This is a genomic window from Streptomyces sp. AHA2 (genome assembly GCF_036857595.1).
Lineage (GTDB): Bacteria > Actinomycetota > Actinomycetes > Streptomycetales > Streptomycetaceae > Streptomyces.
Map to the genome: position 1 here is coordinate 1 of NZ_JAUQWJ010000033.1, position 23,331 is coordinate 23,331.

Genomic DNA, 23,331 nt, shown 5'->3' on the forward strand with positions numbered 1-23,331 from the left:
ATCGCTGCCACACCGCACTCGGCGGCCAGCCACCGATCAGCCGTGTGAACAACCCTGCGGGTCAATACACCTAGGGGCTCGGGCGCCGGGCTGCTCCGGCGCCGGGCTGCCGGGGCCTACATCCTGCTCAGTGACGCCGCCGCGAACAGGACGTCCCTGATCGCCTCCCGGTCCCCGACCTGGCCCGCTGCCGCCTCCTGCGGCGGGACGTGACCCGCCGCGAGGCGGCAGAACTCGACGCCGTCCAGGGCCACGTGGGCCACCTCGTGCTCCGTGGAGCCCCTGGCCGCCGGGGAGTCCAGGGGGATCAGCCACTCACCTCCGCCCGAGCCCTCGATCTCCAGGCGCAGGCTGCGTCCCGGTTCGCCGGCCGCGACCAGGTGGCGGTGGTGGGCGGGGGCCGCGAGGCCGGTCCGCCGGCGGTGGGCCAGGGCCGTCGGCAGCATGCGCGCCGCGAGGTCGATCATGCGGTGCAGATGGCGCGGCGAGGGCGGGTCGTAGGGGTAGTCCACCGCGTCCGCGATGTCCTCGGCGTGCACCCAGCACTCGAAGGCCCGGTCGAGCATCGCGTCGTGCAGGGGCAGCTCGAACTCCCCGTAGGAGATCGGCATGCGGCCCGCGCCGCCGCCCGTGAAGGAGACCGTGCGGACCAGGCTGTGGCTCTGCTCGCGCCAGGGGCCGCGCACGGCGCGCGTGGGCGGGAAGTGCGAGGCGCGCCAGTACGCCTCGGTGCGGGCCGACGGGGTCGGGTGCTGCGCGGGGACCTCGCCCAGCGGGTCGTCCAGGCCGAGCGCGACCGCCACCATCCCGTCGACGCTGAGCAGGTGCGCGATCACCCCGGCAACGGTGGTGCGGCGGCTCGTCGATGCGTCGGAGCGGAACCAGCGCAGCCGCACCGGGGCGTGCCACTCGGCGTCGCCGAAGTCCTGCAACAGGGCGTCCAGGCGCGCGGTCTCGGCGTCGTAGGCGGCCGCCCAGTCGGGCACCGGGATGCGCGGCGGACGGCGCTCCAGGCAGGTCTCCAGGACACGGGTGCGCAGACCCGGGTCGAGGTCGAGGCTGTCGGGGCGCTGCAGCAGCCCGACCGCCTCGCGCAACCGCCGTGCCTCGTCCGCGCAGGCGCCGCAGCAGCCGAGGTGCTCCTCGACGGCCGTCGCCTCCTCGGCCGAGCACGCGGCCAGCGCCCACGCGCCGAGCAGGGACTTCAGCACGGCGTGCTCCAACACGGGCGCGGGCGGCGGCCGTTCGGACTCGCCGGGGTCCGCCGGTGCGGGAAGGGGCAGTCCGCCGTCCTCGACGGACGCCCGGGGCAGCGGTATCCGCGGCTGACGGGCCGGGTCTTGTGCGTCACCGGGTGCGCCGGTGCCGCCTTCCTGGGACCCCGTCCCTCCGGGTCGGCCGGTGCGGTGGTGGTCGTCCTTCCCGTCATGGCCCTCGTACGCCTCGAATCGGTCCGGGCCGTTCACACCGCACCCCCGTATCCGGGCGGTGCGCCCGGGGCCTGTGTGTCGTGGGCCGTGGACAGCAGTTGCAGCCCGAGGCGCAGGCGCCGGCGGGCCTCGTCCTCGGTGATGCCGAGGTCGGCCGCGGTCCGGCGGTAGTCCCGGCGCTGGAAGTAGGCCCGTTCCAGGGCCGAGCGCAACGGGACCGGCATGGACTGGACGATGTAGTCGGCGCGGGCGGCGACCGAGGCGCTGCGCACCCTGAGCTCCAGCTCCTCCGGGCTGCCGGCGCCGTCGCGGGCCAGCGCGGCGGTCTCGGTGGCACGCAGCCGCTGCAGCGCGAGCCGGTGGGTCAGGGTGGCGACCCAGGTGCGCAGCGGGCCCTTGCGGGGGTCGTAGGAGTCGGGGTGCTCCCAGACGTGGACGAAGACCTCGCGGGTGATGCCGTCGGCTGCGCGTTCGTCGCCGAGGACGCGATGGGCGAGGCCGTGCACGAGGGAGGCGAACCGGTCGTACAGCTCACCCAGGGCTGCGGCCTCCCCGCGGGCCAGCCGCTGCTGCATCTTGCGGTCCCAGCGAGGCGGTACGTCCTTTTCGGCCATGCGGCTCCGTCACCCCCTGCTCGTCCTTCGCGCCCGTTCGCCGTCCAGCCTGTGCCCGGCGTCTCCTCGAATGTAGTCGGCACGTCCGGTGGTGCACGCCCCTTTGTGCCAATGTGCGCCCCCTGACGAGCCGCAGATGGTAGAGGACCGCCGGCGTGCGCACCGCGTGGTGCCGGGCCCGCGCCCGTCCACCCGCCCTCCGGCCGGACGATCCGCAGGGAATCGAACAGGATCGAAGTCGACCAGAACCAGCCTCTTCTTCAAGAGTTCAGTTTTGCGCCTCGCGTTTCAGGGAACGGCCGCTGGGCAGCCGCGCAGCAAGGAAGCGTAGGGACTGCTTCCGTTCGGGCGAGCGAGGGGCGTGGTGGTGACCTTCAAAGTGACCGACGGCGAGCAGGGCGACTGGTCCGTGCTCCGGGTGTCGGGCGAACTGGACCTGGTGACGTCACCGGTGCTGCGTCAGCGCGTGCACGACGTGGTGGCCGAGGGGCACCACTGTCTTGTCCTCGACCTGTCCCAGGTGTTCTTCTGCGACTCCAGCGGTGTCGGCGTGCTGATCGCCGCCCGCCGGCTGATCCGCTCCTGCCAGGGCCGGTTGCGCCTGGTGCTGCCCGCCCGCGGCGCGGCGGACGGCTCCCACGTCAACCGCGTCCTCGGGGCGCTGGGTGTGCGCAGGCTCTTCGACGTCTACGGCGACCTGGACGCGGCCCTCGGCGACGAGGGCGAACCCCTCTCCGCGTGAGGGCGCCGTGACGCACCGTGGGCCGAGTGCCGCCGTCCGGCCACACCGCCGTCGCGGAATTCCCCCATCCCCGGCACAACTGACGCTTTCCCGCGCCCGGACGGTCCCCTCCGTCGTACGCTCCGACCCAGACGCACCCCACCCGACGTAAGGCGGCCAGAAACAGACATGGTCAGCAGCGAGTACGAGCGCAGGATCGCCGACCGGTTCGCCGGCTTCGACCAGGACGGCAACGGCTACATCGACCGCGAGGACTTCTACGGGGCGGCCAAGGCGCTCCTCGGGGAGTTCGCCGTGGCGGCCCGCTCCGACAAGGGGCAGGCCCTGTTCGGCGGCGCGGAGGCCTTCTGGCAGGGCATGGCCGGGATCGCGGACCGCGACGGCGACCAGCGCATCACGCGCGAGGAGTTCGTCACCGGCGCGGTCAAGCGACTGCGTGACAACCCCGACCGGTTCGCCGAGATCGCCCGGCCGTTCCTGCACGCGGCCCTGGACGTCGCCGACACCGACGGTGACGGAACGGCGACGGTCGAAGAGGCCGCCCGCGTCCTGAAGTGCCTGGGCGTCCCCGAGGACCTGGCCGGCCGCGCGGCCGGAGCGCTCGACGCGGACGGCGACGGCAAGGTCGGCGAGGCCGAGGTCGTGCCCGCGTTCGCCCGCTACTTCACCGTGCCCGAGTAGGTCGAGCGGGTCCGGCGCCTTCCGCGGGGGCACGCCCCGCGGAAGGACGTCCGCGCGTCCTCCGGCCGCCCGTGTCCGTCGCTCGGCAGCAGGCGGTCACCGCCCGGTCCGGCAGAACTGGCGGTGGGTGAAGCCCTGTTCGAGACCGGCCGCGCAACACGCCCGGCCGCGCGAAGAGTTCAGCCGCCCCCTCGACGCCCTCCCGGACGCGGCGCACCCGCGCCCCGTGCCGCCGGGCCCTCCCGCCGCGCCTGACGCCACGGGCTCCACCGCCGCCCGGCCGGCGCGCCCCACCGCCATCGGCCCCTCGCCGGCGAACCCGCCCTGCACGGCACCCGCCGCCCGCCCCGGTCGTCCGGCGGCAGGGTCCTCACCTGGCAGTCCGAGCCGCAGCGCCCTCGCAGGCGGATGCGGGTTCGAACGCCACGCGCAGGCGTGGTGACGCACAGTGAGGAAGGGTGCGCGATCGTTCTGCTCGTCGTGCGGCCCGGCCGGGCGCCTGGCCGGGCCGTCACCGCGTCGACCTGCGGACGTGTCATGGATCGTGGCAACGGGTGATCACGGAGCGTTGATGCCGCTCGGTGTCCTCCGGCTTGTTCCGTCACCCCCCGGAGTCGACGGCCCCTCCGGTACCTTGGGTGAGATGCGAGTGGCTCTGAGCGCGGTGGGACCCGGTGGCGCCGCATGTTCGACTGCCCCTGGGGAGCGTCGCACAGTATCCCGCAGGGGTACTCCTTCGCGCTGGAATATGCCCGAAGCGCTTGTTGGGGTGACTGTACGTCAACCATGCTGTCCCACAAGGGATTCACATTCCGTGATCCGTGTCCCGGCCGTTGTTCTGGCCATGCAGGAAATGGCTACGATCGTGGCCCTCGTGAGGCGCGAGCCTAAGTGTCCGCCGGTTCGGATGGTGTGAGCGGTGCAGGTGCTTCAAGTGCAGCTGGAGATCCGGCCCGACCCCGCAGAAGTGGGGCGGGCGCGACGGTGGGCCCGCTCGCGCCTGGCCGGGTCGGGCATACAGGCCGACGAGCCGCTCGCCGAGACGCTGATCCTGCTGGTCTCCGAGCTCGTCACCAACGCCGTGGTGCACACCGGCCGTCCCGCCCTGCTGCGGCTGTCCCTGCCGCCGGTGGCGACGGACGAGTCCACCGTCCGGCTCGAGGTGGCCGACCGCAGCGGCCGGGCCCCCGTGCCCCGGTGCGCCGGCGACGAGGCGACCGGTGGCCGGGGCCTCGCCCTCGTCGACGGGCTCGCGGACCGCTGGGGCTGGAGCGTCGAGGCCGGCGGCAAGCGCATCTGGTGCGAGGTGGACCGGTGCGCCGCCGGCCGCGACGTCACGGCCTCCTGCCCGGGCGGCGCGGTGGCGTACGGCGCCGCGGACGAGATCGCCTTCGAAGGGCTGGCGGCGTACGAAGCCGTGTAGTGCGCCGTTGCCGGTCCCGCCCGCCGGGCGCGCGCCGGACGGGGGTCTGCCGCGGCACATGCCGGGCGGTCGTGCGGCGGAGGAGGGGCACGGGTGCATGGTGAGCCGGCCGGTTCCCCCCGGACATGTGGCGGTGCGCCGGGCCGTGCTTCCGTGCGCGCCTATGACGAAAGCCGCATAAGGGGCGGATCGCCGATCGGCTGTTGACTGGTGGTGACCGGCTGATCACGCTTGTGCCAGCGATTCGCCGTGAGGGGACGGCGAGGGCCCCGCTGGCGGTGGTCCTCGGCGAGTGCGGGTCGTGACGTTCGGCGTCGGCTTCCGTCAGGGCCTGGAAGCCGGGGGTGGAGCGCCGGAGTCGGGGGTGGCGCGCGCTGCCGTGCTCGGGGCGAGCAGCGCGGCGCCGCCGCCACCCACGGGGTGTGCCGGCCGGCCCGACGCGTTGTCCACAGGCTGTGGACAGGGGCCGGGGTCCTGTCGCCGGCGGTGGGGCCGGTCCGTGTGATGCCGGGGCCGGGGCCGAGTCGCTCGGCCGCCGCCCGTGTTCACGTGCCGGAGGCGGTCGGTGACGGGTTCCGGGCGCGGAAGGTGCGGCGGTAGGCGGTCGGGGTGACGCCGAGCGCCGCCTGGAGGTGCTGGCGCATCGACTGGGCCGTGCCGAAGCCGGCGTCCCGGGCCACCCGGTCGACGGAACGGTCGGTGGACTCCAGGAGGTGGCGGGCCCGTTCCACCCGCTGCTGGGTGAGCCACTGACCGGGACTGACGCCCGTCTCCTCGCGGAAGCGCCGGGTGAAGGTCCGCACCGACATGGACTCCTGCGCGGCCATGTCGCGCAGCTGGATCGGCTCGTGCAGACGGCCCAGGGCCCAGGCGCGGGCGGTGGTGGTGGACGCCTGCTGCGGGTCGGGCACCGGTCGCTCGATGTACTGCGCCTGCCCGCCGTCGCGGTGCGGCGGCACCACCGTACGGCGGGCCACCTCGTTGGCGACGGCGGCGCCGTGGTCGCGGCGCACCATGTGCAGGCACAGGTCGATGCCGGCCGCGACCCCCGCCGAGGTCAGCACGTCGCCGTCGTCGATGAACAGCACGTCCGGATCCACCTCCACCTGCGGGAACAGCCGCTGGAGGTGGTCCGCGTCGGCCCAGTGGGTGGTGGCGCGGCGCCCGTCGAGGTAGCCGGCGGCGGCCAGCACGTGGGCGCCGTTGCAGATCGAGGCCAGCCGGGTGCCCGGCCGGATCCGGGCCAGCGCGGCGGCGAGTTCCCCGGTCAGCACGCCCTCGTCGTAGACGGGGCCCAGCGCGTACGACGCCGGGACGATCACCGTGTCGGCGGTGGCCAGGGCCTCCGGGCCGTGCGGGACGTGGACGGCGAAGTCGGCGTCCGTCTCGACCGGGCCGGGCGGCCGGACCGAGCAGGTCACGACCTCGTACAGGTGCCGGCCGCGGTCGTCCCGGGGGCGGCCGAAGATGCGGTGCGGGATGCCCAGTTCGAAGGGGAGCAGTCCGTCGAGCGCGAGGACGACGACGCGGTGCGGACGGACACCGGGGTCCGCCCGGTGTCCGGGTGCTTCACTGGCCGGAGTCATGGCCCGATCCTAACGAATGCTGTCCCTCGGGCCACTCGCTGCGGGGCGGCCGTGACCCGAGGCTCTATGACGTGAGCCAGACAACCCGAACAGCGGCCGTCGAGCAGCCGCCGAAGTCCCGCCGTCGTCGCGTGCACCGCGCCTGGTTCGTCGCCGCCGTCACCTTCGTGACGATCATCGGCGCCGCCGCCTTTAGGTCCGTGCCGGGTCTGCTGATCGACCCGCTGCACGAGGAGTTCGACTGGTCGCGCGGCACGATCGGCGCCGCCGTCTCCGTCAACCTCGCGCTCTACGGCCTGACGGCCCCGTTCGCCGCCGCCCTGATGGACCGCTTCGGCATCCGCCGGGTCGTCGCGGTCGCCCTGACCCTGATCGCGCTCGGCTCCGGTCTGACCGTGTGGATGACGGCCGCCTGGCAACTGATGCTGTGCTGGGGCCTGCTGGTCGGCCTGGGGTCCGGGTCCATGGCGCTGGCCTTCGCGGCGACCGTCACCAACCGCTGGTTCACCACGCGGCGCGGTCTGGTCAGCGGCATCCTCACCGCCGCGTCCGCCTCCGGGCAGCTCGTCTTCCTGCCGCTGCTGTCGTGGATCATCGAGCGCTACGACTGGCGGCCGGCGGCCGTGACCGTCGCCCTGGCCGCGCTCGCGGTCGTGCCGTTCGTGTGGCTCCTGCTGCACGACCACCCGGCCGACGTGGATCACAAGCCTTACGGGGCGACGGAGTTCGTCCCCAAGCCGGCGCCCGTCAGCGGTGCCGCGCGTCGGGCCGTGACCGTGCTGTTCTCGGCCGCGCGCACGGGCCCGTTCTGGCTGCTCGCCGGCACCTTCGCGATCTGCGGGGCCTCCACGAACGGCCTGATCCAGACCCACTTCATCCCCGCGGCCCACGACCACCACATGCCGGTCACGGCCGCCGCCTCCCTGCTCGCGGTCATCGGGGTCTTCGACGTCGTCGGCACGATCGCCTCCGGCTGGTTCACGGACCGCTTCGAGCCGCGCCGCCTGCTGGCCGTCTACTACGCCCTGCGCGGCGTGTCCCTCATGTTTCTGCCGATCCTGCTGGGCCCGAGCGTCCACCCGCCGATGGTCTTCTTCATCGTCTTCTACGGTCTCGACTGGGTCGCCACGGTCCCGCCCACCCTCGCCCTGTGCCGTGAGCAGTACGGCGAGGACAGCGCGATCGTCTTCGGCTGGGTCCTCGCCTCCCACCAGGTCGGTGCGGCCCTGGTCGCCTTCCTGGGCGGGGTCGCGCGCGACACGTTCGGCTCGTACGACGTGGTCTGGTACGCCTCGGGGGCGCTGTGCGCGGCGGCGGCGCTGATGGCCCTGGTGATCCGCCGCGGCACGCCGACGCCCGCCCTGGCGACGGCCTGAGGAGCCCCGCGCCCGCACGCCGGAGCGGCGGCTCACCGCTCGGGGCGGCTCATCGCTCCGGGGCGGGGGGGCGGCACCGGTCCGGGCGGTGGCGCGGGTCCCCTTCGTCCGGTCGTGCGCGGCGTGGACGCGGCAGGCCCCGACACCGCCGGACTCGGCCGCGGTCCTGAGCTGGAGCCGGACCGGCGAGGCCGGCAGCCGGTAGGCCTCCCAGGGCAGCCGCAGGGCGACCGCCCGGAAGAGCGGCCACTCCCGCAGGCGCCGGGCCAGGAAGGCATCCCGCCCCACGGCCCGGGCCATGTCCCGCGCCCGCGGCCTGCCCTCCCGGCTCCCGGCACGACCGCCCGGTCCGGCGGCGGGCGCTCACGCGGCCCGCTCCTCCCGCGCATCGGCCGGGCAGGCAACGGGTCAGCCGGGCAGGCAACGGGTCAGCCGGGGAGGCGGGCCGCCTTCCCCGCCTCGTTCCTCGCGACGGCCTTCGCGATCCGGACCGCGTCGATCGCCAGCTCGCGGAGGTTGCCGCTGATCGGGTTGGTGAACCCGGTGAAGTACAGGCCGGGTGCGGTCCTCGGGGTGCGGGGGCCGTGGGCGACGGGCCTGCCGCGGGCGTCCAGGACGTCGAGGTGCCCGACCAGTGACTCCAGGGCGCGGACGTACCCGGTGGCGGCGATCACGGTGTCAGGGGAGATCCTGGAGCCGTCGGCCAGCAGCACCGAGCCGTCCTCCTCGAAACCGTCCACGGCGGCGACGACCTCGACCCTGCCCTTGCGCACCGCGTCGATCAGCCCGACGTCCTGCACCGGGATGGCCCCCTGCTTCACGCGGCTGTACAGGCCGGTGTCGGGGCGCGGCAGGCCGTGGGCCGACAGGTCGGGCACGGCCACCTTCGCCTGCACCCGGCTGATGCGGTCGACGAGGCCCACCGGCAGGCGGCGGACCAGGACGCCGCTGTACTGGGCGGCCCACCCGGCGGTCGACCGCCGCACGATGTGCGGGACGGTGCGCACGGCCAGCCTGACCCGGGCGGCACCGCTCTCCACCAGGTCCACGGCGATCTCGGCGCCGGTGTTGCCGACGCCGACCACGAGGACGTCGCGGCCGGCGTAGGGCTCGCCGTTGCGGTACTGCCCGGCGTGCAGGAACTCCCCGGGCCAGGACGCCCGGCCGGGCCACGGGGGTACGCGCGGGGTGTGGTTGAAGCCGGTCGCGACGACCACGGCGGCGCCGGTCAGCTCACGGCCGCCGGTGGCGTGCAGCAGCCAGCCCGTGCCGTCGGGGGCGCGCTCGATGCGGGACACCTCGACACCGGTGACGATCTCCAGCCGGTGGTGCTCGGCGTACTTCTCCAGGTAGCGCACCAGGTCGTCACGGGACACCCAGCGTCCGAACCGGCGCGGCATCGGCAGGCCCGGAAGGGCGGACAGCCGGCGGGTCGTGTGCAGGTGCAGCCGGTCGTAGTGGCGGCGCCAGGACGCTCCCACCCGGTCGGACTTCTCCAGGACGACGGCCCGTACGCCCCGGGCGCGCAGCGCGTACGCCGCGGCGAGCCCACCGGGGCCGCCGCCGACGACGTAGACGGGGCGGTCGGGTGCGGGCTGCGCGGAGGAGCGGGTGGGGGGTGTGGAGTCGGCCATGAGCGCGAGCGTAATCACGGACCCGCTTGATGGGTCTCGGTCAAGACCGGAATTGGTTTCGGATTGATCACGCCTGTAGGGGGAGCGGGTGGGGCCCGTGGCGCAAGCGGCCCGGTTGTGGCGGCCCGGTGACGGATTCGGGAGCGTCGGCGAGCCGAGGGGCGGCGGGCCTCGGTCCTGGGTGTCGCGGTCCGCGGGTGCGCGCGGGGTCCCACGCGCTTGAATGGCCCCATGGCCCCCACACGTGACCACTCACTCCCCGAACTCAACGGGCACGGCCTGCAGTTGCGCCCCTGGAACCCCGATTCCGGCTCCGACGTGGACACCTGGCTGCGCGGACTGAGGGACCCGGAGTTCCGGAGGTGGAACACCCCGCTGCGGCCGGTCACGGACCGCAGGAGCGCCCGTGAGTCGCTGCTGGCGCGCGAGCAGAGCGCGGCGGAGGGCACCTCGCTGTCGTTCCGGATCGCGGACGCCCGCGGCGGCACCGTGCTGGGCCACATCGGCGTCAACGAGATCAGGTACCACCTGAGGGTCGCCCGCGTCGGCTACTGGGTCCTGCCCGAGGCCCGCGGCCGGGGCGTCGCCACCCGGGCCCTGCTGCTCGCCGCGCGCTGGGCCTTCACGGAACTGCGGCTGCACAGGCTGGAGTTGGACCACGCGGTCGGCCACGAGGCGTCGTGCCGGATCGCCGAGCGCTGCGGCTTCGCCCAGGAGGGAACCCTGCGCGGGGCGATCTTCGCGGAGGACCGGCACGACGCCTTCCGGGACGCCCATCTGCACGCCCGGCTGGCCACGGACCCGGAACCGGCCGGGGTGCGGGGCTCGGAGGACGACCGCTGATCTGTGACGCGGGTCACCGACGGCCGGCGATGAGTCCGGGGCGCCTCGCCGGTCGTATGCGGTGACCACACAGAAGGGACACCGGAGATGACCGAACCCGTGAAGGGCCCGGCGAGCTACTTCCCCGCCATCGAGAAGAAGTACGGCCGGCCGGTCGCCGAATGGCAGCAGCTCATCCGCGCCTCCCCGCTGACCCGGCACATGGAACTGGTCGGCTGGCTCAAGAGCGAGCACGGCCTGGGGCACGGCCACGCCAACGCGCTCGTGGCCCATACCCTCGCGGAGGACAAGAGGAGGTAGGGCCGGGCCCGGCGTTATCGGGGAGCGCCGCGAGGCGGCACGGCGGCATCATGGGGCATGGACACCCACACGGACACCGACACCGCCGCCACCGGGGCGGGCGCCTGGCACCTCACCCGGGAGCTGGACGACTTCCTCACCCGCGCCGGGGCGTTCCTGCGCTCCGCGCCCGCGCTGCACACCGTCCCGCTGACCGTCACGGAGACCCTGCGCACGCAGGGACCGGACGTGTACGGGGAGGGGACACCGGAGTTCGGGGTGCTGGGGCGCGACGGGCAGGTCCGGGCGGCCTTCTTCCGTACGCCGCCGCACTGGCTGAACGTCACCGGCCTCACCCGCGAGGACGCCGAGGAACTCGCCGCCCGGCTGGCCCGCCTCGGGCAGCGCCTGCCCGGGGTGAACTCCGACCGCGACACCGCCGAGGCGTTCGCCGAGGCGTGGCGGCGGCACACGGGCGTGACCGTCCGGCTCCGTCAGCGTCAGCGGCTCTACCGCCTCGGCACCCTGACCGTGCCGGAGCCCGCGCCGCCCGGTGCGCCCCGCGTCGCCGGCGAGGCCGACCGCGAGCTGCTGATGCGCTGGCACGACGAGTTCGGCGCGGCCGTCGGGCTGGGCACCGTCCGGGGATCCGCCGAGTGGGCGGACGCCCGGATCCGCGGCGGCGGCGTCACCTTGTGGGAGAGTCCGGACGGCACGCCGGTCGCCATGGCCGGCGTCACGCCCCGGGTCGCCGGGCAGGTGCGTGTCGCCTCCGTCTACACCCCCGCCCCCCTGCGCGGCCGGGGCTACGCCGGGGCCGTGACCGCCGAGGTCAGCCGGGCCGCTCTGGCCTCGGGTGCGGACGAGGTGGTGCTCTTCACGGACCTGGCCAACCCGACCAGCAACGGGCTGTACCAGCGCATCGGCTACCGGCCGGTGGGGGACTTCGCCGTGTACGACTTCACGTGACGGCGGTGCACACCCCCCATGAGGGCGATGCACGACCCCGTGACGGTCACGCACGACCCCCGCGTGACCGCGGTGCACACGTGCCCGTGACCCGCGGTCCGCCGTCGGGTGGCCGAGCGGGGGGGGGCACCCTGCCGGCGTCTCACGGCCAGAGCAGCTCCCGCGTCCAGGACGCCTGCTGCCCGCCCGTGTCCTCGCGCCGGTAGCGGAGGCGGACGTGGCGCCGCCGCTCGTCGCCCTGGAAGAACTCGACCTCCCGGGGGCGCAGCCGGTAGAGGGTCCAGGACGGGACGGGGGCCGCCGGGTCCGCGGCGGCCCGCTCCCACGCGGATCGCGAGGCCCTGGCCAGTTCGTCGAGCGAGGGCAGGACCTCGCTCTGGTGCCCGGTCAGCGCCGCCGCCAGGGCACCGGTGGAACGGGCGTGGAGGTCTCCCTGGGACTCCTCGGACGGGGCGGCCGACACGGGGCCGCGCACCCGGACCTGGCGGCCCAGCACCGGCCAGTAGAAGCCGAGCGCGGCGTACGGCCGGGCCGCGAGCTGGCGGCCCTTGCGGCTGCCGTCGTGCGAGGCGAAGGACCAGCCGTCGGCGTCCGCGCCGTGCAGCATCACGATCCGCACGTCGGGCAGGCCCGAGGCGTCCGAGGTCGCCAGGGACATGGTGTGCGGCTCGGTCTGCCCGGCCGACACCGCCGCCGCGAACCACTCGGCGAACAGCGGCAGCGGGGCGGCGGGCGCGGTGGCCGGGTCGAAGGGCGGGAGCGCGGTGAGCGCCGGGTCCCAGACGCGCAGGGAGCGCAGCAGCGCGTGGAGATCGCAATCCATGCCCCGATTCTCGCCCCGCGGGCACCGGCGGACCCGCCGAGTCAGACGGCTCCTCCGGCGCAGGCGTCAGACCTGGCCGAGGTCCGAGGAGACCCACCTCTCCGGCCGCATCCGCAGGACCACCTGCTCACCGTGGTTCTTCCAGGCGAAGTCCACGTAGCCGTCGACCTTGTCGGCCGGCAGGTAGCGCGCCGAGATCTCCCGGAGCTGTTCGAGGGTCGCCGGGGCCGAGTCCACCACCGGCCCCTCCACCGACACGTACCGGATCGACGGCTCCAGCCGGTCCACCAGCAGCGAGAACCGGCCCGCCGCCGTGATCAGCTCGTTCTTGCGGGAGTCCAGGCCGGTCATGATCCACGCCTCTCCGCCGGGCTCGTACTGGTACCAGATCGGCACCGTGAGCGGGGCCCGGCCCGGGCCCGCGTCGACCGCCAGCGCGGCGACGTGCGGCTCGGCCAGGAACTGTTCGCGCTCTTCGCGGGTCAGGGCCATCACGGTCTCCTTCGGCCTTCGGCAGGATGCTTGGTACCCGGGCAACGCCCGCACAGGGAGCGGCTGTTCCCCGAAGGCCGTGCGGATCGGGGCGGGCGGGACAGACGACGGGCGGCGGTCCACCGGAGTGAACCGCCGCCCGCCAGACAGGACTTGGAAAGAAGTGCGAGCCGTCGCCGGCTACTTCGCCGGCTTGCGGCCCGTGACCCCCAGATGGACCAGCAGCGCCAGGTTGGGCTTGAGGTCGGCCTGCTTCACGCCCGGGGAGAAGCCCTTCTGGTGGGAGGCCACGGCCGCGAGCATCGCGACCAGCGAACCCGCGATGGCCGCCGGGTTCACGTCCTTGTCGACACGCCCCTTCGACTGCAGCTCCGTGACGGCGTTCGCGAGGGAGGCGTTGACCGAGTTCAGGATCTTCGCGCGGAGCTTGGCGAAGCGCTTGTCGCCCTCGGCGGCCCCCAGATCCACCACCCGGAGGATCGCGTCGTTCTGCCGCCAGAACTCCAGGAATCCGTCGACGAGTTCCTGTGCCGTCTGCCAGCCGGCCTTCCCGGCCCAGGAGCGCCCCTCCAGCAGTTCGGTCAACGAGGCGCCCTCGGAGGCCATTTGCTCGGCGATCTCCAGGACCGCGCCCTCGACGTCCGGGAAGTACTGGTAGAACGTCGCGGGCGAAGTGCCCGCCTTCCGTGCGACATCGATGACCTTGACGTCCCGGTAGGGGGAGGAGCTGAGCATCTCGCTGAGGCAGTCGAGCAGCTTCTGCCGGGTCGCCTGCCCACGTCGACCGGCCACGCGGCCGTCGACGGTACGCACTTGTCCTGTCATGCCGTCAGCTTACCGACGCGTGATCGGGGCGCTATTCGGCCGACTGCAAATGGGGTGCGGGGGTCCGCGGAGGCTGGTGTGCCTGGTCTGCGGGTTGCGGCCGACGCGGTTACGTTGGCGACATGGCCGAAAACAGGGCACCGGTGTACGCGGAGGGCGTCCCCTGCTGGGTGGACGCGCAGCTCCCCGACGTCGAGGCGGGCAAGCGGTTCTACGGGGAACTCTTCGGGTGGACCTTCGAGGACTGGTTCGGCCCCTTCGCGCGGGCGCTGAAGGGCGACCAGCCCGTGGCCGGGCTGGTCCGCAAGATGGACGGCAGGCTGCCCTCCGTCTGGACGGTGTACTTCGCCACCCCCGACGCGGCGGCCCTGGCCCGGCGCGTGCGGGAGGCGGGCGGGCAGGTCGTCTCGGCGCCGGTGCCGGCCGGTGAGCTCGGCGTCGCGGCGCTGGTCACCGACCCGGAGGGCGCGGTCTTCGCCCTGTGGCAGCCCGGCGAGCACCCCGGCTTCGGCGCGCGGCACGAGCCGGGCACCTTCGCCTGGACCGAGCTGTACACCCGGGACACCGAGGCGGCCAACACCTTCTACGGGGACCTCTTCCACGAGGCCCTGTTCGGACCGGGCGCCGACCCGGACTTCGGCCGCGCACCCGTGTCCGACGTCTTCCCCGCCGAGATGCCGCCCCACTTCCTCGTCCACTTCGCCGTCGAGGACGTACCGGCCGCACTGGAGGAGGTGACCCGGCTCGGCGGACGCGTCCAGGCCCCGCCCTTCCGCGCCTCCTACGGCACCGTCGCCGTCGTCACCGACGACCAGGGGGCGTCGTTCGCGCTGCTCCACCGCTGACCGGGCGGACTTTGGTCTGCATTTGATGGTCTGTGTGCGGACACATCCTAATTGTCACCGGGTTCGCCACCACGGCTCGGGCCAGGAAGAATCAGGGTGCGTGCCGCCATGGCGGTGCGGTGGTGAGACGCTGCACGGGGTCGCGTGGAAGATGTGGCTTGGCGCGGCTCGTACGGGGAGGTGGCAGGCAGAGTGGTGGATCAGCTGACGCAGCACGATCCGCGGCGGATCGGGCCGTTCGAGGTGCTGGGACGGCTGGGTGCCGGCGGCATGGGGCTGGTCTATCTCGCGCGCTCGGCGTCCGGCCGGCGCGTGGCGATCAAGACCGTCCGCACCGAGCTGGCCGAGGACCAGCTGTTCCGGGTCCGCTTCACGCGCGAGGTGGAGGCCGCCCGGGCCGTCTCCGGCTTCTACACGGCCGCCGTCGTGGACGCCGACCCGCGCGCCGCCGTGCCCTGGCTGGCCACCGCCTACGTCCCGGCGCCCTCCCTCGAGGAGATAGTGAACGACTGCGGGCCGCTGCCGGCCCAGGCGGTGCGCTGGCTGGCCGCGGGGGTGGCCGAGGCGCTCCAGTCGATCCACGGGGCCGGGCTGGTGCACCGCGACCTCAAGCCCTCGAACGTCCTCGTCGTCGAGGACGGCCCCCGGGTGATCGACTTCGGTATCGCCTCCGGTGTGTCGAACACCCGTCTGACGATGACGAACGTCGCCGTCGGCACGCCCGCCTACATGTCACCCGAGCAGGCCAAGGACTCCCGCAGCGTCACCGGCGCCAGCGACGTGTTCTCGCTCGGCTCGATGCTGGTCTTCGCCGCCACCGGGCACCCGCCCTTCCACGGGGCCAACCCGGTCGAGACGGTCTTCATGCTGCTGCGCGAGGGCCCGGACCTCGAAGGGCTTCCCGACGAGCTGCGCCCGCTCATCGAGTCCTGCATGCAGATGGACCCCACGGCCCGCCCCAACCCCGCCGACCTCCAGGCCCAGCTCGCACCGCACCTGTTCGGCTCCGGGTCCGACGACAGCGGCACGGCTTCCGCGTGGCTGCCCGAGCGGGCCGTCGGCCTGATCGAGTCCCGCCGCAACGGCCGCCCGGCCGGCAAGCCCGCCGCCGGTGCCGGACGCGGCGGCGGACGCCCCGCCCCCGGCCCCGCGCCCATCCCGCCCCCGCCCCCGCACGACCCGGTCGTCCCTGCTCCCGCGCCCGTGCCCGCCCCCGTGGGCGCCCCCGACACCGGTCCCGTCCGGCTCGCCGGCGCCCAGGTGCCCATCGGGCCGGGCCCGCGCGTCGCCGACGTCCGCGCCGCCGCCGTCAAGGCACCCCCTCCGGAGGCCGCCCTCGCCGCCTCCTGGTCCAAGCCCCGGCCCGGCGTCAACGGCACGGATCCCGCCGTGGGCCCCGCCGTCGCCGCGCCCCCGGCCCCGGCGGCGCCGCCCGAGCAGGCCGGCGGCTGGCGGCCCTGGCGCTTCCGCATGTCGAACGACGTCTGGGGCACCCCGGCCGTCGCCGGCGACCTCGTCTACGTCACCTCCTTCGAGGTGCACGCCCTGGACGTGGCCACGGGCCGCCGCCGCTTCAAGACCCGCGACGTCGCCTGGTCCATGGCGGTCGCCGACCAGCGCATCCACGCCTCCGACGGGCCCACCCTGTTCGCCCTCGACGCCCGGGAGGGCGCCGACCTGTGGCGCCTGCAGACCGATGCCTGGGTCTACTCCCTCAAGGCGGAGCGCGGCACCGTCGTCACCGGCACCCGGGGCGGCGGCGTCCAGGGCTGGGAGGCGTCCACCGGGCGGAAGCTGTGGGAGATCACCGGCTGCCAGAGCGACTTCGAGTCCCCCGAGGCCGGACCCGCCCTGCACGACGGCACGGTCTACGTGTGGCAGGACGCCCGGCTGCGCGCCCTGGACGCCCGCACCGGCGACGAGCGCTGGTCGTACCCGATCGGCGACGCGGCCTCCTGCGGCGGCGTCCCGGTCCGGATCGCCCCCGGGACCGACGGGTACGTGTACGTGAGCGCAGGGACCCGCGTCCTCGCCCTCGACGTGGCGGCCGGGCGCGTGAAGTGGCACTTCGAGGCGCCGGCCGTCTTCCTCTGCCCGCCCGCCTTCGTCCCCGGCCCGGCCGTCACCGGCGGCGGCGTCTACCTGGCCGACTACCTCGGCACGGTCTACGCCCTCGACGCCACCGACGGCCGCGACCGCTGGCGAATCGCCACCGAGGCCCGTGCCTCGGTCGAACCGGTCCTGGTCGCCGCGGGCCACGTGCACGTGGGCAGCGGCAAGGGCCTGTACACCCTCGACGCGGTCACCGGAACGCCCAAGTGGCGCTTCCAGGCTGGCGGCGACATCGTCGGCGCCCCCTCGGTGGCCGAGGGCCGCATCCACTTCGGCTCCACCGACCACCTGCTCTACACCCTCAAGGCCGACGACGGCCGGCTGCGCTGGAAGCTCGCCACCGGCGGCGAGATCACCGGCTCCCCGGTGGTGCGGGACGGGGTGGTGTACGCGTGCAGCAAGGACCGCTGCGTGTACGCGCTGGACGCCGAGAAGGGCACCGGGACGGCCCGCACGGCCTGACCGGGGCCCGCAACGGCCGGCGCAACCGGCGCCACGCCGGGTACGCACCGGTCGACCCACGGTGACATGACCGTGACAGGCGATCACTAGGCTGTCCGTCATGCGAATTCGGGGGCGTGCACTCAGGTACACGGCGGTGTCGGCTCTGGTGGTGCTGGCGCTGACCGGCTTCTCCTCGGGCCGGGGCCGCGGCGGTGGCCACGGCGGTGACGGGGGCGGGTGCAGCAGCTCCAGCCAGGACCACGGCGGTGCGAGCTCGTCCGGCTCGGGCGGTGCGTACGGCTCGGGCGGCTCCTACGGCTCCGACGACACCTACGGCGATGACGACGACCACGGGACCAGCGGCGCCGGTTCCTCCACCCGCCGGCCGAATCACGGTTCCGCGCCCACCTCTTCGCCCGGCTCCGGCCGCGGCGGGGGCCTGGAGGACGGCACGGCGCGGCTGGTGAGCTGCGCGACCCCGTCCGCCCCGTACGCGACCGTCGAGGTGAGCAACCCCAACGGCCGCAAGGCCACGTTCTCCGTCTCGGTCACCTTCGTCGACGAGAGCGGCCTCACCGTCGTCGACCGGCACGCCGACGTCACGGTTCCCGGCGACGACAAGGCGACCGTCCGGGTCGAGGTGGGGGCGGGCCCGGTCGGCTCGGTCGACGACTGCCGGGCCGACCGCCGGGCGCTCGTCGACGACTGAACGCCCTGGCACCGGGGTGAACACCCGGGACACGGGCGGGCGTCGACGTCCGAGCGGGTCCGATCGCCACTGTCACCGGCCGGTTCTCGCCACCCCGGCGTGTTGTGTGCGCCGACCGCGCCGCCCGGTGGGACGAGAGGGCGCGGACCCTGCGGACTCCCGTACGCCGCCCTGTGATCGGTGTCTCCCACGGCTGACGTATCCACCGCACACAAGGCAAACTGGCGTGGTTGCTCAGGATGTCGAGGGGGACTGCATGGACGGTGTACCGGTCGGTGTGCCGCACGTACCGGAGCAGCGGCGTTCCGACTCCTCGCCGGAGTCACCACGGCCGGTGGACCCGGCGCCGCCCGCCCGGCCCGGGGAACCGGCCCGGCCCGCCGGGCCCGTGGCGCCCGCGGCGCTGCGCTTCAGCGTGCTCGGCCCCGTGCGCGCCTGGCGCGGCGAGGAGCCGATCACCACCGGGTCCCCCCAGCAACGCGCCCTTCTGGCCGCACTGTTGCTGCGCGAGGGCCGTACGGCCACGGCCGCCGAGCTGATCGACGCGCTGTGGGGCGAGGAACCACCCTCCCAGGCCCTGGCCGCGCTGCGGACGTACGCCTCCCGGCTGCGCAAGGTCCTCGACCCGGGCGTCCTGGTGAGCGAGTCGGGCGGCTACGCGGTACGGGACCTCGGCGAGGGCGCCCTGGACCTCACCGTCGCCCAGGACCTGGCGACCGAGGCCGACAAGGCCCGCTCCGCCGGGGATCTGTGCCACGCGCGCGCCACCCTGCGCCGCGCCCTCGCCCTGTGGGACGGGGAGACACTGGCCGGGGTGCCGGGCCCGTACGCCGAGGCCCAGCGGGTCCGCCTGGAGGAGTGGCGGCTCCAACTGCTCGAAGCCCGGCTGGACATGGACCTGGAGCAGGGCTGCCACGCAGAGGCCGTCTCCGAGCTGACCGCCCTGACCGCCGCCCACCCGCTGCGCGAGCGGCTGCGCGAGCTGCTGATGCTGGCCCTGTACCGCAGCGGCCGCCAGGCCGAGGCCCTCGCCGTCTACGCCGACACCCGGCGCCTGCTCGCCGACGAGCTGGGCGTGGACCCCCGCCCGGGCCTGAGCGAGCTGCAGCAGCGGATCCTGCGCGCGGACCCGGGCCTCGCGGAGCCGTCCTCACCGGCCCCCGAACCGGCGGCCGTTCCCCTCCGCCCGGCCCAACTGCCCGCCACCGTCCCGGATTTCACGGGCCGGACGGCTTTCGTGCGGGAACTGGGCGACATCCTCGCCTCCGCCGACGGCCGCGTCATGGCGGTGTCCGCCCTGGCCGGCATCGGCGGCGTCGGCAAGACGACCCTCGCCGTGCACGTGGCCCACCAGGCGCGCTCGGCGTTCCCCGACGGGCAGCTGTACGTCGACCTGCAGGGCGCCGGTGCCCGGGCGGCGGAGCCGGAGACGGTCCTGGGCTCCTTCCTGCGGGCCCTCGGCACGGCCGGCTCGGCGATCCCGGACTCGCTGGAGGAGCGCGCGGCGCTGTACCGCTCGGTACTGGCCGGCCGTCGCGTCCTGGTCCTGCTGGACAACGCCCGCGACGCCGCCCAGGTGCGCCCGCTGCTGCCCGGCACGGACGGCTGCGCCGCGCTGGTCACCTCCCGGGTGCGGATGGTGGACCTGGCGGGGGCGCACCTGGTCGACCTGGACGTGATGTCCCCGGACGAGGCGCTGGCGCTGTTCACCAGGATCGTGGGCGAGGAGCGGGTCGCGTCCGAGCGCAAGGCCGCCCTGGACGTGGTCGCCGCCTGCGGTTTCCTGCCGCTGGCCATCCGCATCGCGGCGTCCCGGCTGGCGGCACGCCGCACCTGGACGGTCTCCGTCCTCGCGGCGAAACTCGCCGACGAGCGTCGCCGCCTGGACGAGCTGCAGGCCGGGGACCTGGCGGTCAAGGCCACGTTCGAGCTGGGCTACGGCCAGCTGGAGCCCGCCCAGGCCCGCGCCTTCCGTCTGCTGGGCCTGGCCGACGGGCCCGACATCTCCCTCGCCGCGGCGGCCGCCGTCCTGGACCTGCCGGTGGAGGACACCGAGGACCTGCTGGAGTCGCTGGTCGACACGTCCCTCCTCGAATCGGCGGCCCCCGGCCGCTACCGCTTCCACGACCTGGTCCGGCTCTACGCGCGTGCGTGCGCGGAGCGCGACGAGCAGCCCCCGGGCGAACGCGAGGCGGCCCTGTCCCGGCTGCTGGACTTCTACCTGGCGTCGGCGGCGGGCGTCTACGCGATCGAACGCCCGGGGGACCGCCTCGTCGACCACCTCGAAGCCGCCTCCTACCCGGGCCTGCGCTTCGAGGACCGGCACGCCGCGCAGGACTGGCTGTACGCCGAGGCGATCTGCCTCCTGGCGCACGTACGGCAGTCGGCGGGCCTGCCGCGGACCCTCCCGCGCGCCATCGACCTGCTGTGGGCCGCGCACGACCTGTCCGAGTCGGGCGCCAACTCCAAGGAGTACGAGGCGACGGCCACGGCGCTGCTCGGCGCGGCCCGCGCGCACGGCCTGAAGAGGGCGGAGGCCCGGGCGCTGATGACGCTCGTCAACGTCCACCACGTGAGCGGCCGTTTCGAACGGGCCGACGAGGAGGCGGAGCGGGCCATCCTGCTCGCCCGGGAGGCCGACGACCTGCTGCCCGTGTGCTGGGCGCGCAACGCGCGCGGCATCATCGCGCTCTACCAGAACCGCCACCAGGACGGCGAGGAGCACCTGTCCCGGGCCATCGAGCACTTCCGCGCCCTGGGCGACCGTCCCGGCGAGGCCGCCGCCCTGTGCAACCTCTCCCGCATCCGCCTGGCGACCGGACGGACCCAGAGCGCGGTGGCGCTGGCCCAGGAGGGCATCGGCATCTACGACGCCATGGGCAACTCCATGCGCGGCGCCAACGCCCGCTACGCCCTCGGGCTCGCCCTCACCCAGAGCGGGGAGCTGGGTGAGGCCGCCGGGCGGCTCCAGGAGGCGCTGGAGGTGTTCCGCGACAGCAGGCAGCGCCTGTGGGAGGGCATGAGCCTGTTCCGGCTGGCCGAGGTGGACCTCGCCGCCCGGCGACCCGCCCAGGCGGCGGCCAACGCCGAGATGGCCCTCACCGTGCTGCGCGGGATCGGCGGCGAGTGGCGCCGGGGCAACGTCCTCACCGTCCTCGGCCGCGCGCTCAGCGGCATCAACCAGACGGGACGGGCCCAGGTCTGCTGGCAGGAGGCGGCCGGCATCTACGAGGAACTGGGCTCACCGGAGGCAGCGGAGGTGCGGGCCCTGCTGACGCCGGTGCGGGCGGCCTGAGGTCCGCTCCGGGGCGTTCATCGTTCGTTTATCGCCCTGCGCCATGATTCATCTCAGTCGATCCGTCGCGTCGGGGGGCAGGCGGGTCGACGCACCGGGCCTCGCACCGGCATCCGGGCGAGCCGCCCGGGCGGGCCCGTCCGGTCATCCTCGGGGGAGTGACCGGGCGGGCCCGCCGACCACTGCCTGATCCATCCGAAGGGAAGTCGACGACCATGGGCGACGAGCTGAAGCCGCAGGACCTGCACGCGACCGACGAGCCGCTGGAGACGAAGGACCTGCACGCCACGAACGAGCCGCTGAAGCCGCAGGACCTGCACGCGACCGACGAGCCGCTGGAGACCAAGGACCTGCACGCCACGTCGGAGCCGTTCAAGCCGACCAAGTAGGCCACCGCACGGGGGGGATCAGGGGGAGACGGGGGACACCGGGGGACACGGGGGAGACCGGTCGCGACGGCGCGGAGGGGAGCCGTCGCGACCGGTCCGTGTGCGCGCGGCACCCACCGGCCGCGAGCGTCGCGGGAGTCGTCGCGCGCTCAACCGGTGCGGCGGCCCAGGAAGACCGGGTTGGTGAAGGCCGCGAGCGGCCCGGGCAGCGGCCCCGCGGCCGCCTCGTGCCGCAACTCCGCGCGCACGTAGGCCGCGTACGACGGCGTCGTGCGCCACTCGACCGTACCCGTGCCGGACACCGGCAGCGGGTCACTGGTGTGCAGCACCCCCTGGTCGGTGACGAACCGGACCGTGCAGCGCGGGGCGCCGGTGACCTCCAGACGGACGGTGACCGGGGTGTCGCGGCCCACGCCGAGCCGCTCGCCGATGCCCGCGTGTTCGCCGCGCCCGCCGGACGCCCGGAACGACAGGGAGACCCGGGCCGACTCCGCGACGTACGACCGTCCCGCGCGGATGCCCTCCTGGACGGCCTCCCGCGTCAGGTCGTCGGCCAACACGACCGTCTGGGGGCTGCCCACGGCGTCGGGGGCACGGTGGGCGTCGCTGCTGCCCATGGCCGGGATCCAGTCGCGCCCGTCCCGCACGGACGCCACCAGCATGCTGTCCCAGTCGGCCAGGGCTACCTCGTCGTCGGGTGTGTAGGGGCCGTTCCACACCTCGACGGCGTCGGCCTCGCCGAAGCCGAACTTCCAGTTGCAGCCGATGCACGTGGCGTGCGGATGCGCCGGGACGACCAGGCCGCCGGCCCGTCTCACCTGGCGTGCGAACCGGCCGAAGCGGTTGTCGCGGGCCCGGTAGCGCCAGTCGACGAAGGTGCCGGGGTCCGTGCCGAGCGCCACGACGTGCCCGTTGCGGGTGGTGATCTCCTCACCCAGCATCACCAGCAGGTCGTCCCCGGCCACGTCGGCCCAGTGGGCGTGCGCGGAATGGGTGTTGTGCTCCGAGGAGTTGATGAAGTCCAGTCCGGCCGCGCGGGCCAGCTCCCCGATCTCGGCCGGGGTGCGGCGGCCGTCGGAGTGCCAGGAGTGCAGGTGGCAGTCGCCCCGGTACCAGGTCCGCCCCCGCCCCTTGGCCCGCTCCGGCGGATACACGGGCTCGAACGTCTCGCCCGGCTCCCCGTAGGTCAGCGTGACCGTGATCTCGTACGACAGTCCCTGCGGGGCGATGGTGTAGGGACCGAGCGCGATGTGCCAGGTTCCCTCGCGCACCGGCCCCGGGAGGTAGCCCGGTGTGGCCTCGTCCGCCCGGATGAAGAACTCGGTGCGCGCCCCGCCCGACCAGCCGCGGAAGCCCCGGCCGCCGAGGTCGGTGCCGCGCTCGTCGAAGACGCCGATGTCGAGGGCGTTGCCCGTGGTGCCGGCCGGGACGGCGGGCCGGTCGTAGGTGTAGGCGACCTTCAGCTCCCGGACGCCGGCCGGGACCTCCACCGGCACGTACACGAAGTCCGGGGAGCCGGGCGGCAGCGTGCCGCGCACCGTCCTGCTCTCCGGCCGCCCGCCGGTCCCTGAAGCGAAGCTCACGCTTCCCAACGTAAGCGCGGCGGCCGCTCCCGTCACGAACAGGGCCCGCCGGCCGAGTCCGCCGTGCTGGTCCTCGCACATGCTGCTGCTCCCCGGGGTGTCGTCGTGACAAGGGCGTGGGTGGTGCGGCGGTGACGCGTGGAACCTCGTGCCCAGCCTTGTACCGAGCCGTGAACGCCGGTGCAAGGCAAGGGGACGGGCGGCTTTCGGCCGCGCGGCCCCCGGCGAATGCCGACC

Annotated in this window: 20 protein-coding genes; 12 read left to right on the plus strand and 8 right to left on the minus strand. The window is 74.4% G+C overall.

Features of this window, described 5'->3' with window-relative positions:
* Nucleotides 1–116 precede the first annotated feature (116 nt).
* Both Q5694_RS33580 and Q5694_RS33585 read right to left on the minus strand, forming a co-directional pair.
* Nucleotides 117–1,466, minus strand: coding sequence for a maleylpyruvate isomerase N-terminal domain-containing protein (locus Q5694_RS33580; protein ID WP_333937303.1), 1,350 nt, complete (start codon nt 1,464–1,466; stop codon nt 117–119).
* Entirely contained in the window at nt 1,463–2,044 is a 582-nt protein-coding gene (locus Q5694_RS33585) for a sigma-70 family RNA polymerase sigma factor (RefSeq protein WP_333937304.1), read from the minus strand. Before Q5694_RS33585 ends, Q5694_RS33580 begins: the two co-directional genes overlap by 4 nt.
* A 361-nt stretch (nt 2,045–2,405) precedes the next feature.
* Here Q5694_RS33585 and Q5694_RS33590 point away from each other — a divergent pair, with 361 nt between their 5' ends.
* From Q5694_RS33590 to Q5694_RS33600, 3 genes are all read left to right on the plus strand, one after another.
* Nucleotides 2,406–2,786 carry an STAS domain-containing protein gene (locus Q5694_RS33590; RefSeq protein ID WP_333937305.1) on the plus strand — a complete coding sequence of 127 codons (381 nt, stop codon included), beginning with the start codon at nt 2,406–2,408 and terminating at the stop codon, nt 2,784–2,786.
* Nucleotides 2,787–2,954: 168 nt separating this feature from the next.
* Nucleotides 2,955–3,467 (plus strand): EF-hand domain-containing protein, encoded by a 513-nt coding sequence (locus Q5694_RS33595; RefSeq protein WP_333937306.1) that lies wholly within the window; start codon nt 2,955–2,957, stop codon nt 3,465–3,467.
* A gap of 934 nt (nt 3,468–4,401) precedes the next feature.
* Nucleotides 4,402–4,890 carry an ATP-binding protein gene (locus Q5694_RS33600; RefSeq protein WP_333937336.1) on the plus strand — a complete coding sequence of 163 codons (489 nt, stop codon included), beginning with the start codon at nt 4,402–4,404 and terminating at the stop codon, nt 4,888–4,890.
* Between the two features lie 545 nt (nt 4,891–5,435).
* Here the strand turns inward: Q5694_RS33600 and Q5694_RS33605 are convergent.
* The gene (locus Q5694_RS33605; protein WP_333937307.1) at nt 5,436–6,476 is read right to left on the minus strand and encodes a GlxA family transcriptional regulator; all 1,041 of its coding nucleotides are present in this window, start codon (nt 6,474–6,476) and stop codon (nt 5,436–5,438) included.
* Nucleotides 6,477–6,547: 71 nt separating this feature from the next.
* Here Q5694_RS33605 and Q5694_RS33610 point away from each other — a divergent pair, with 71 nt between their 5' ends.
* Nucleotides 6,548–7,852 (plus strand): MFS transporter, encoded by a 1,305-nt coding sequence (locus tag Q5694_RS33610; protein WP_333937308.1) that lies wholly within the window; start codon nt 6,548–6,550, stop codon nt 7,850–7,852.
* A 428-nt stretch (nt 7,853–8,280) separates the two neighbouring features.
* Here Q5694_RS33610 and Q5694_RS33615 read toward each other — a convergent pair whose 3' ends face one another.
* Entirely contained in the window at nt 8,281–9,486 is a 1,206-nt protein-coding gene (locus Q5694_RS33615; RefSeq protein WP_333937309.1) for a flavin-containing monooxygenase, read from the minus strand.
* Between the two features lie 231 nt (nt 9,487–9,717).
* Between Q5694_RS33615 and Q5694_RS33620 the strand changes: the two genes are divergently transcribed.
* From Q5694_RS33620 to Q5694_RS33630, 3 genes are all read left to right on the plus strand, one after another.
* Nucleotides 9,718–10,329 carry a GNAT family N-acetyltransferase gene (locus Q5694_RS33620; RefSeq protein WP_333937310.1) on the plus strand — a complete coding sequence of 204 codons (612 nt, stop codon included), beginning with the start codon at nt 9,718–9,720 and terminating at the stop codon, nt 10,327–10,329.
* An 87-nt stretch (nt 10,330–10,416) separates the two neighbouring features.
* Nucleotides 10,417–10,629, plus strand: coding sequence for a DUF4287 domain-containing protein (locus Q5694_RS33625; protein ID WP_333937311.1), 213 nt, complete (start codon nt 10,417–10,419; stop codon nt 10,627–10,629).
* A gap of 57 nt (nt 10,630–10,686) precedes the next feature.
* A complete protein-coding gene (locus Q5694_RS33630; protein WP_333937312.1) occupies nt 10,687–11,577 on the plus strand; it encodes a GNAT family N-acetyltransferase in 891 nt (296 codons plus the stop codon).
* A gap of 142 nt (nt 11,578–11,719) precedes the next feature.
* On the opposite strand, the gene Q5694_RS33635 is transcribed toward Q5694_RS33630, so the two are convergent.
* From Q5694_RS33635 to Q5694_RS33645, 3 genes are all read right to left on the minus strand, one after another.
* On the minus strand, nt 11,720–12,400 hold the full coding sequence (locus Q5694_RS33635) for a pyridoxine/pyridoxamine 5'-phosphate oxidase (RefSeq protein ID WP_333937313.1): 681 nt from the start codon (nt 12,398–12,400) through the stop codon (nt 11,720–11,722).
* Between the two features lie 66 nt (nt 12,401–12,466).
* Nucleotides 12,467–12,892 (minus strand): pyridoxamine 5'-phosphate oxidase family protein, encoded by a 426-nt coding sequence (locus Q5694_RS33640; RefSeq protein ID WP_333937314.1) that lies wholly within the window; start codon nt 12,890–12,892, stop codon nt 12,467–12,469.
* Nucleotides 12,893–13,072: 180 nt separating this feature from the next.
* Entirely contained in the window at nt 13,073–13,705 is a 633-nt protein-coding gene (locus Q5694_RS33645) for a TetR family transcriptional regulator (RefSeq protein ID WP_333937337.1), read from the minus strand.
* Between the two features lie 134 nt (nt 13,706–13,839).
* Between Q5694_RS33645 and Q5694_RS33650 the strand changes: the two genes are divergently transcribed.
* From Q5694_RS33650 to Q5694_RS33670, 5 genes are all read left to right on the plus strand, one after another.
* On the plus strand, nt 13,840–14,562 hold the full coding sequence (locus tag Q5694_RS33650; protein WP_333937315.1) for a VOC family protein: 723 nt from the start codon (nt 13,840–13,842) through the stop codon (nt 14,560–14,562).
* A gap of 192 nt (nt 14,563–14,754) precedes the next feature.
* Nucleotides 14,755–17,136: a serine/threonine-protein kinase gene (locus Q5694_RS33655; RefSeq protein WP_333937316.1), complete on the plus strand. Its 2,382-nt coding sequence runs from the start codon at nt 14,755–14,757 to the stop codon at nt 17,134–17,136.
* 136 nt (nt 17,137–17,272) lie between these two features.
* On the plus strand, nt 17,273–17,827 hold the full coding sequence (locus Q5694_RS33660) for a hypothetical protein (RefSeq protein ID WP_333937317.1): 555 nt from the start codon (nt 17,273–17,275) through the stop codon (nt 17,825–17,827).
* Between the two features lie 256 nt (nt 17,828–18,083).
* A complete protein-coding gene (locus Q5694_RS33665) occupies nt 18,084–21,122 on the plus strand; it encodes an AfsR/SARP family transcriptional regulator (protein ID WP_333937318.1) in 3,039 nt (1,012 codons plus the stop codon).
* 215 nt (nt 21,123–21,337) lie between these two features.
* A complete protein-coding gene (locus tag Q5694_RS33670; RefSeq protein WP_333937319.1) occupies nt 21,338–21,511 on the plus strand; it encodes a hypothetical protein in 174 nt (57 codons plus the stop codon).
* A 149-nt stretch (nt 21,512–21,660) separates the two neighbouring features.
* On the opposite strand, the gene Q5694_RS33675 is transcribed toward Q5694_RS33670, so the two are convergent.
* Nucleotides 21,661–23,175: a CehA/McbA family metallohydrolase gene (locus Q5694_RS33675; protein WP_333937320.1), complete on the minus strand. Its 1,515-nt coding sequence runs from the start codon at nt 23,173–23,175 to the stop codon at nt 21,661–21,663.
* Nucleotides 23,176–23,331: the final 156 nt, after the last annotated feature.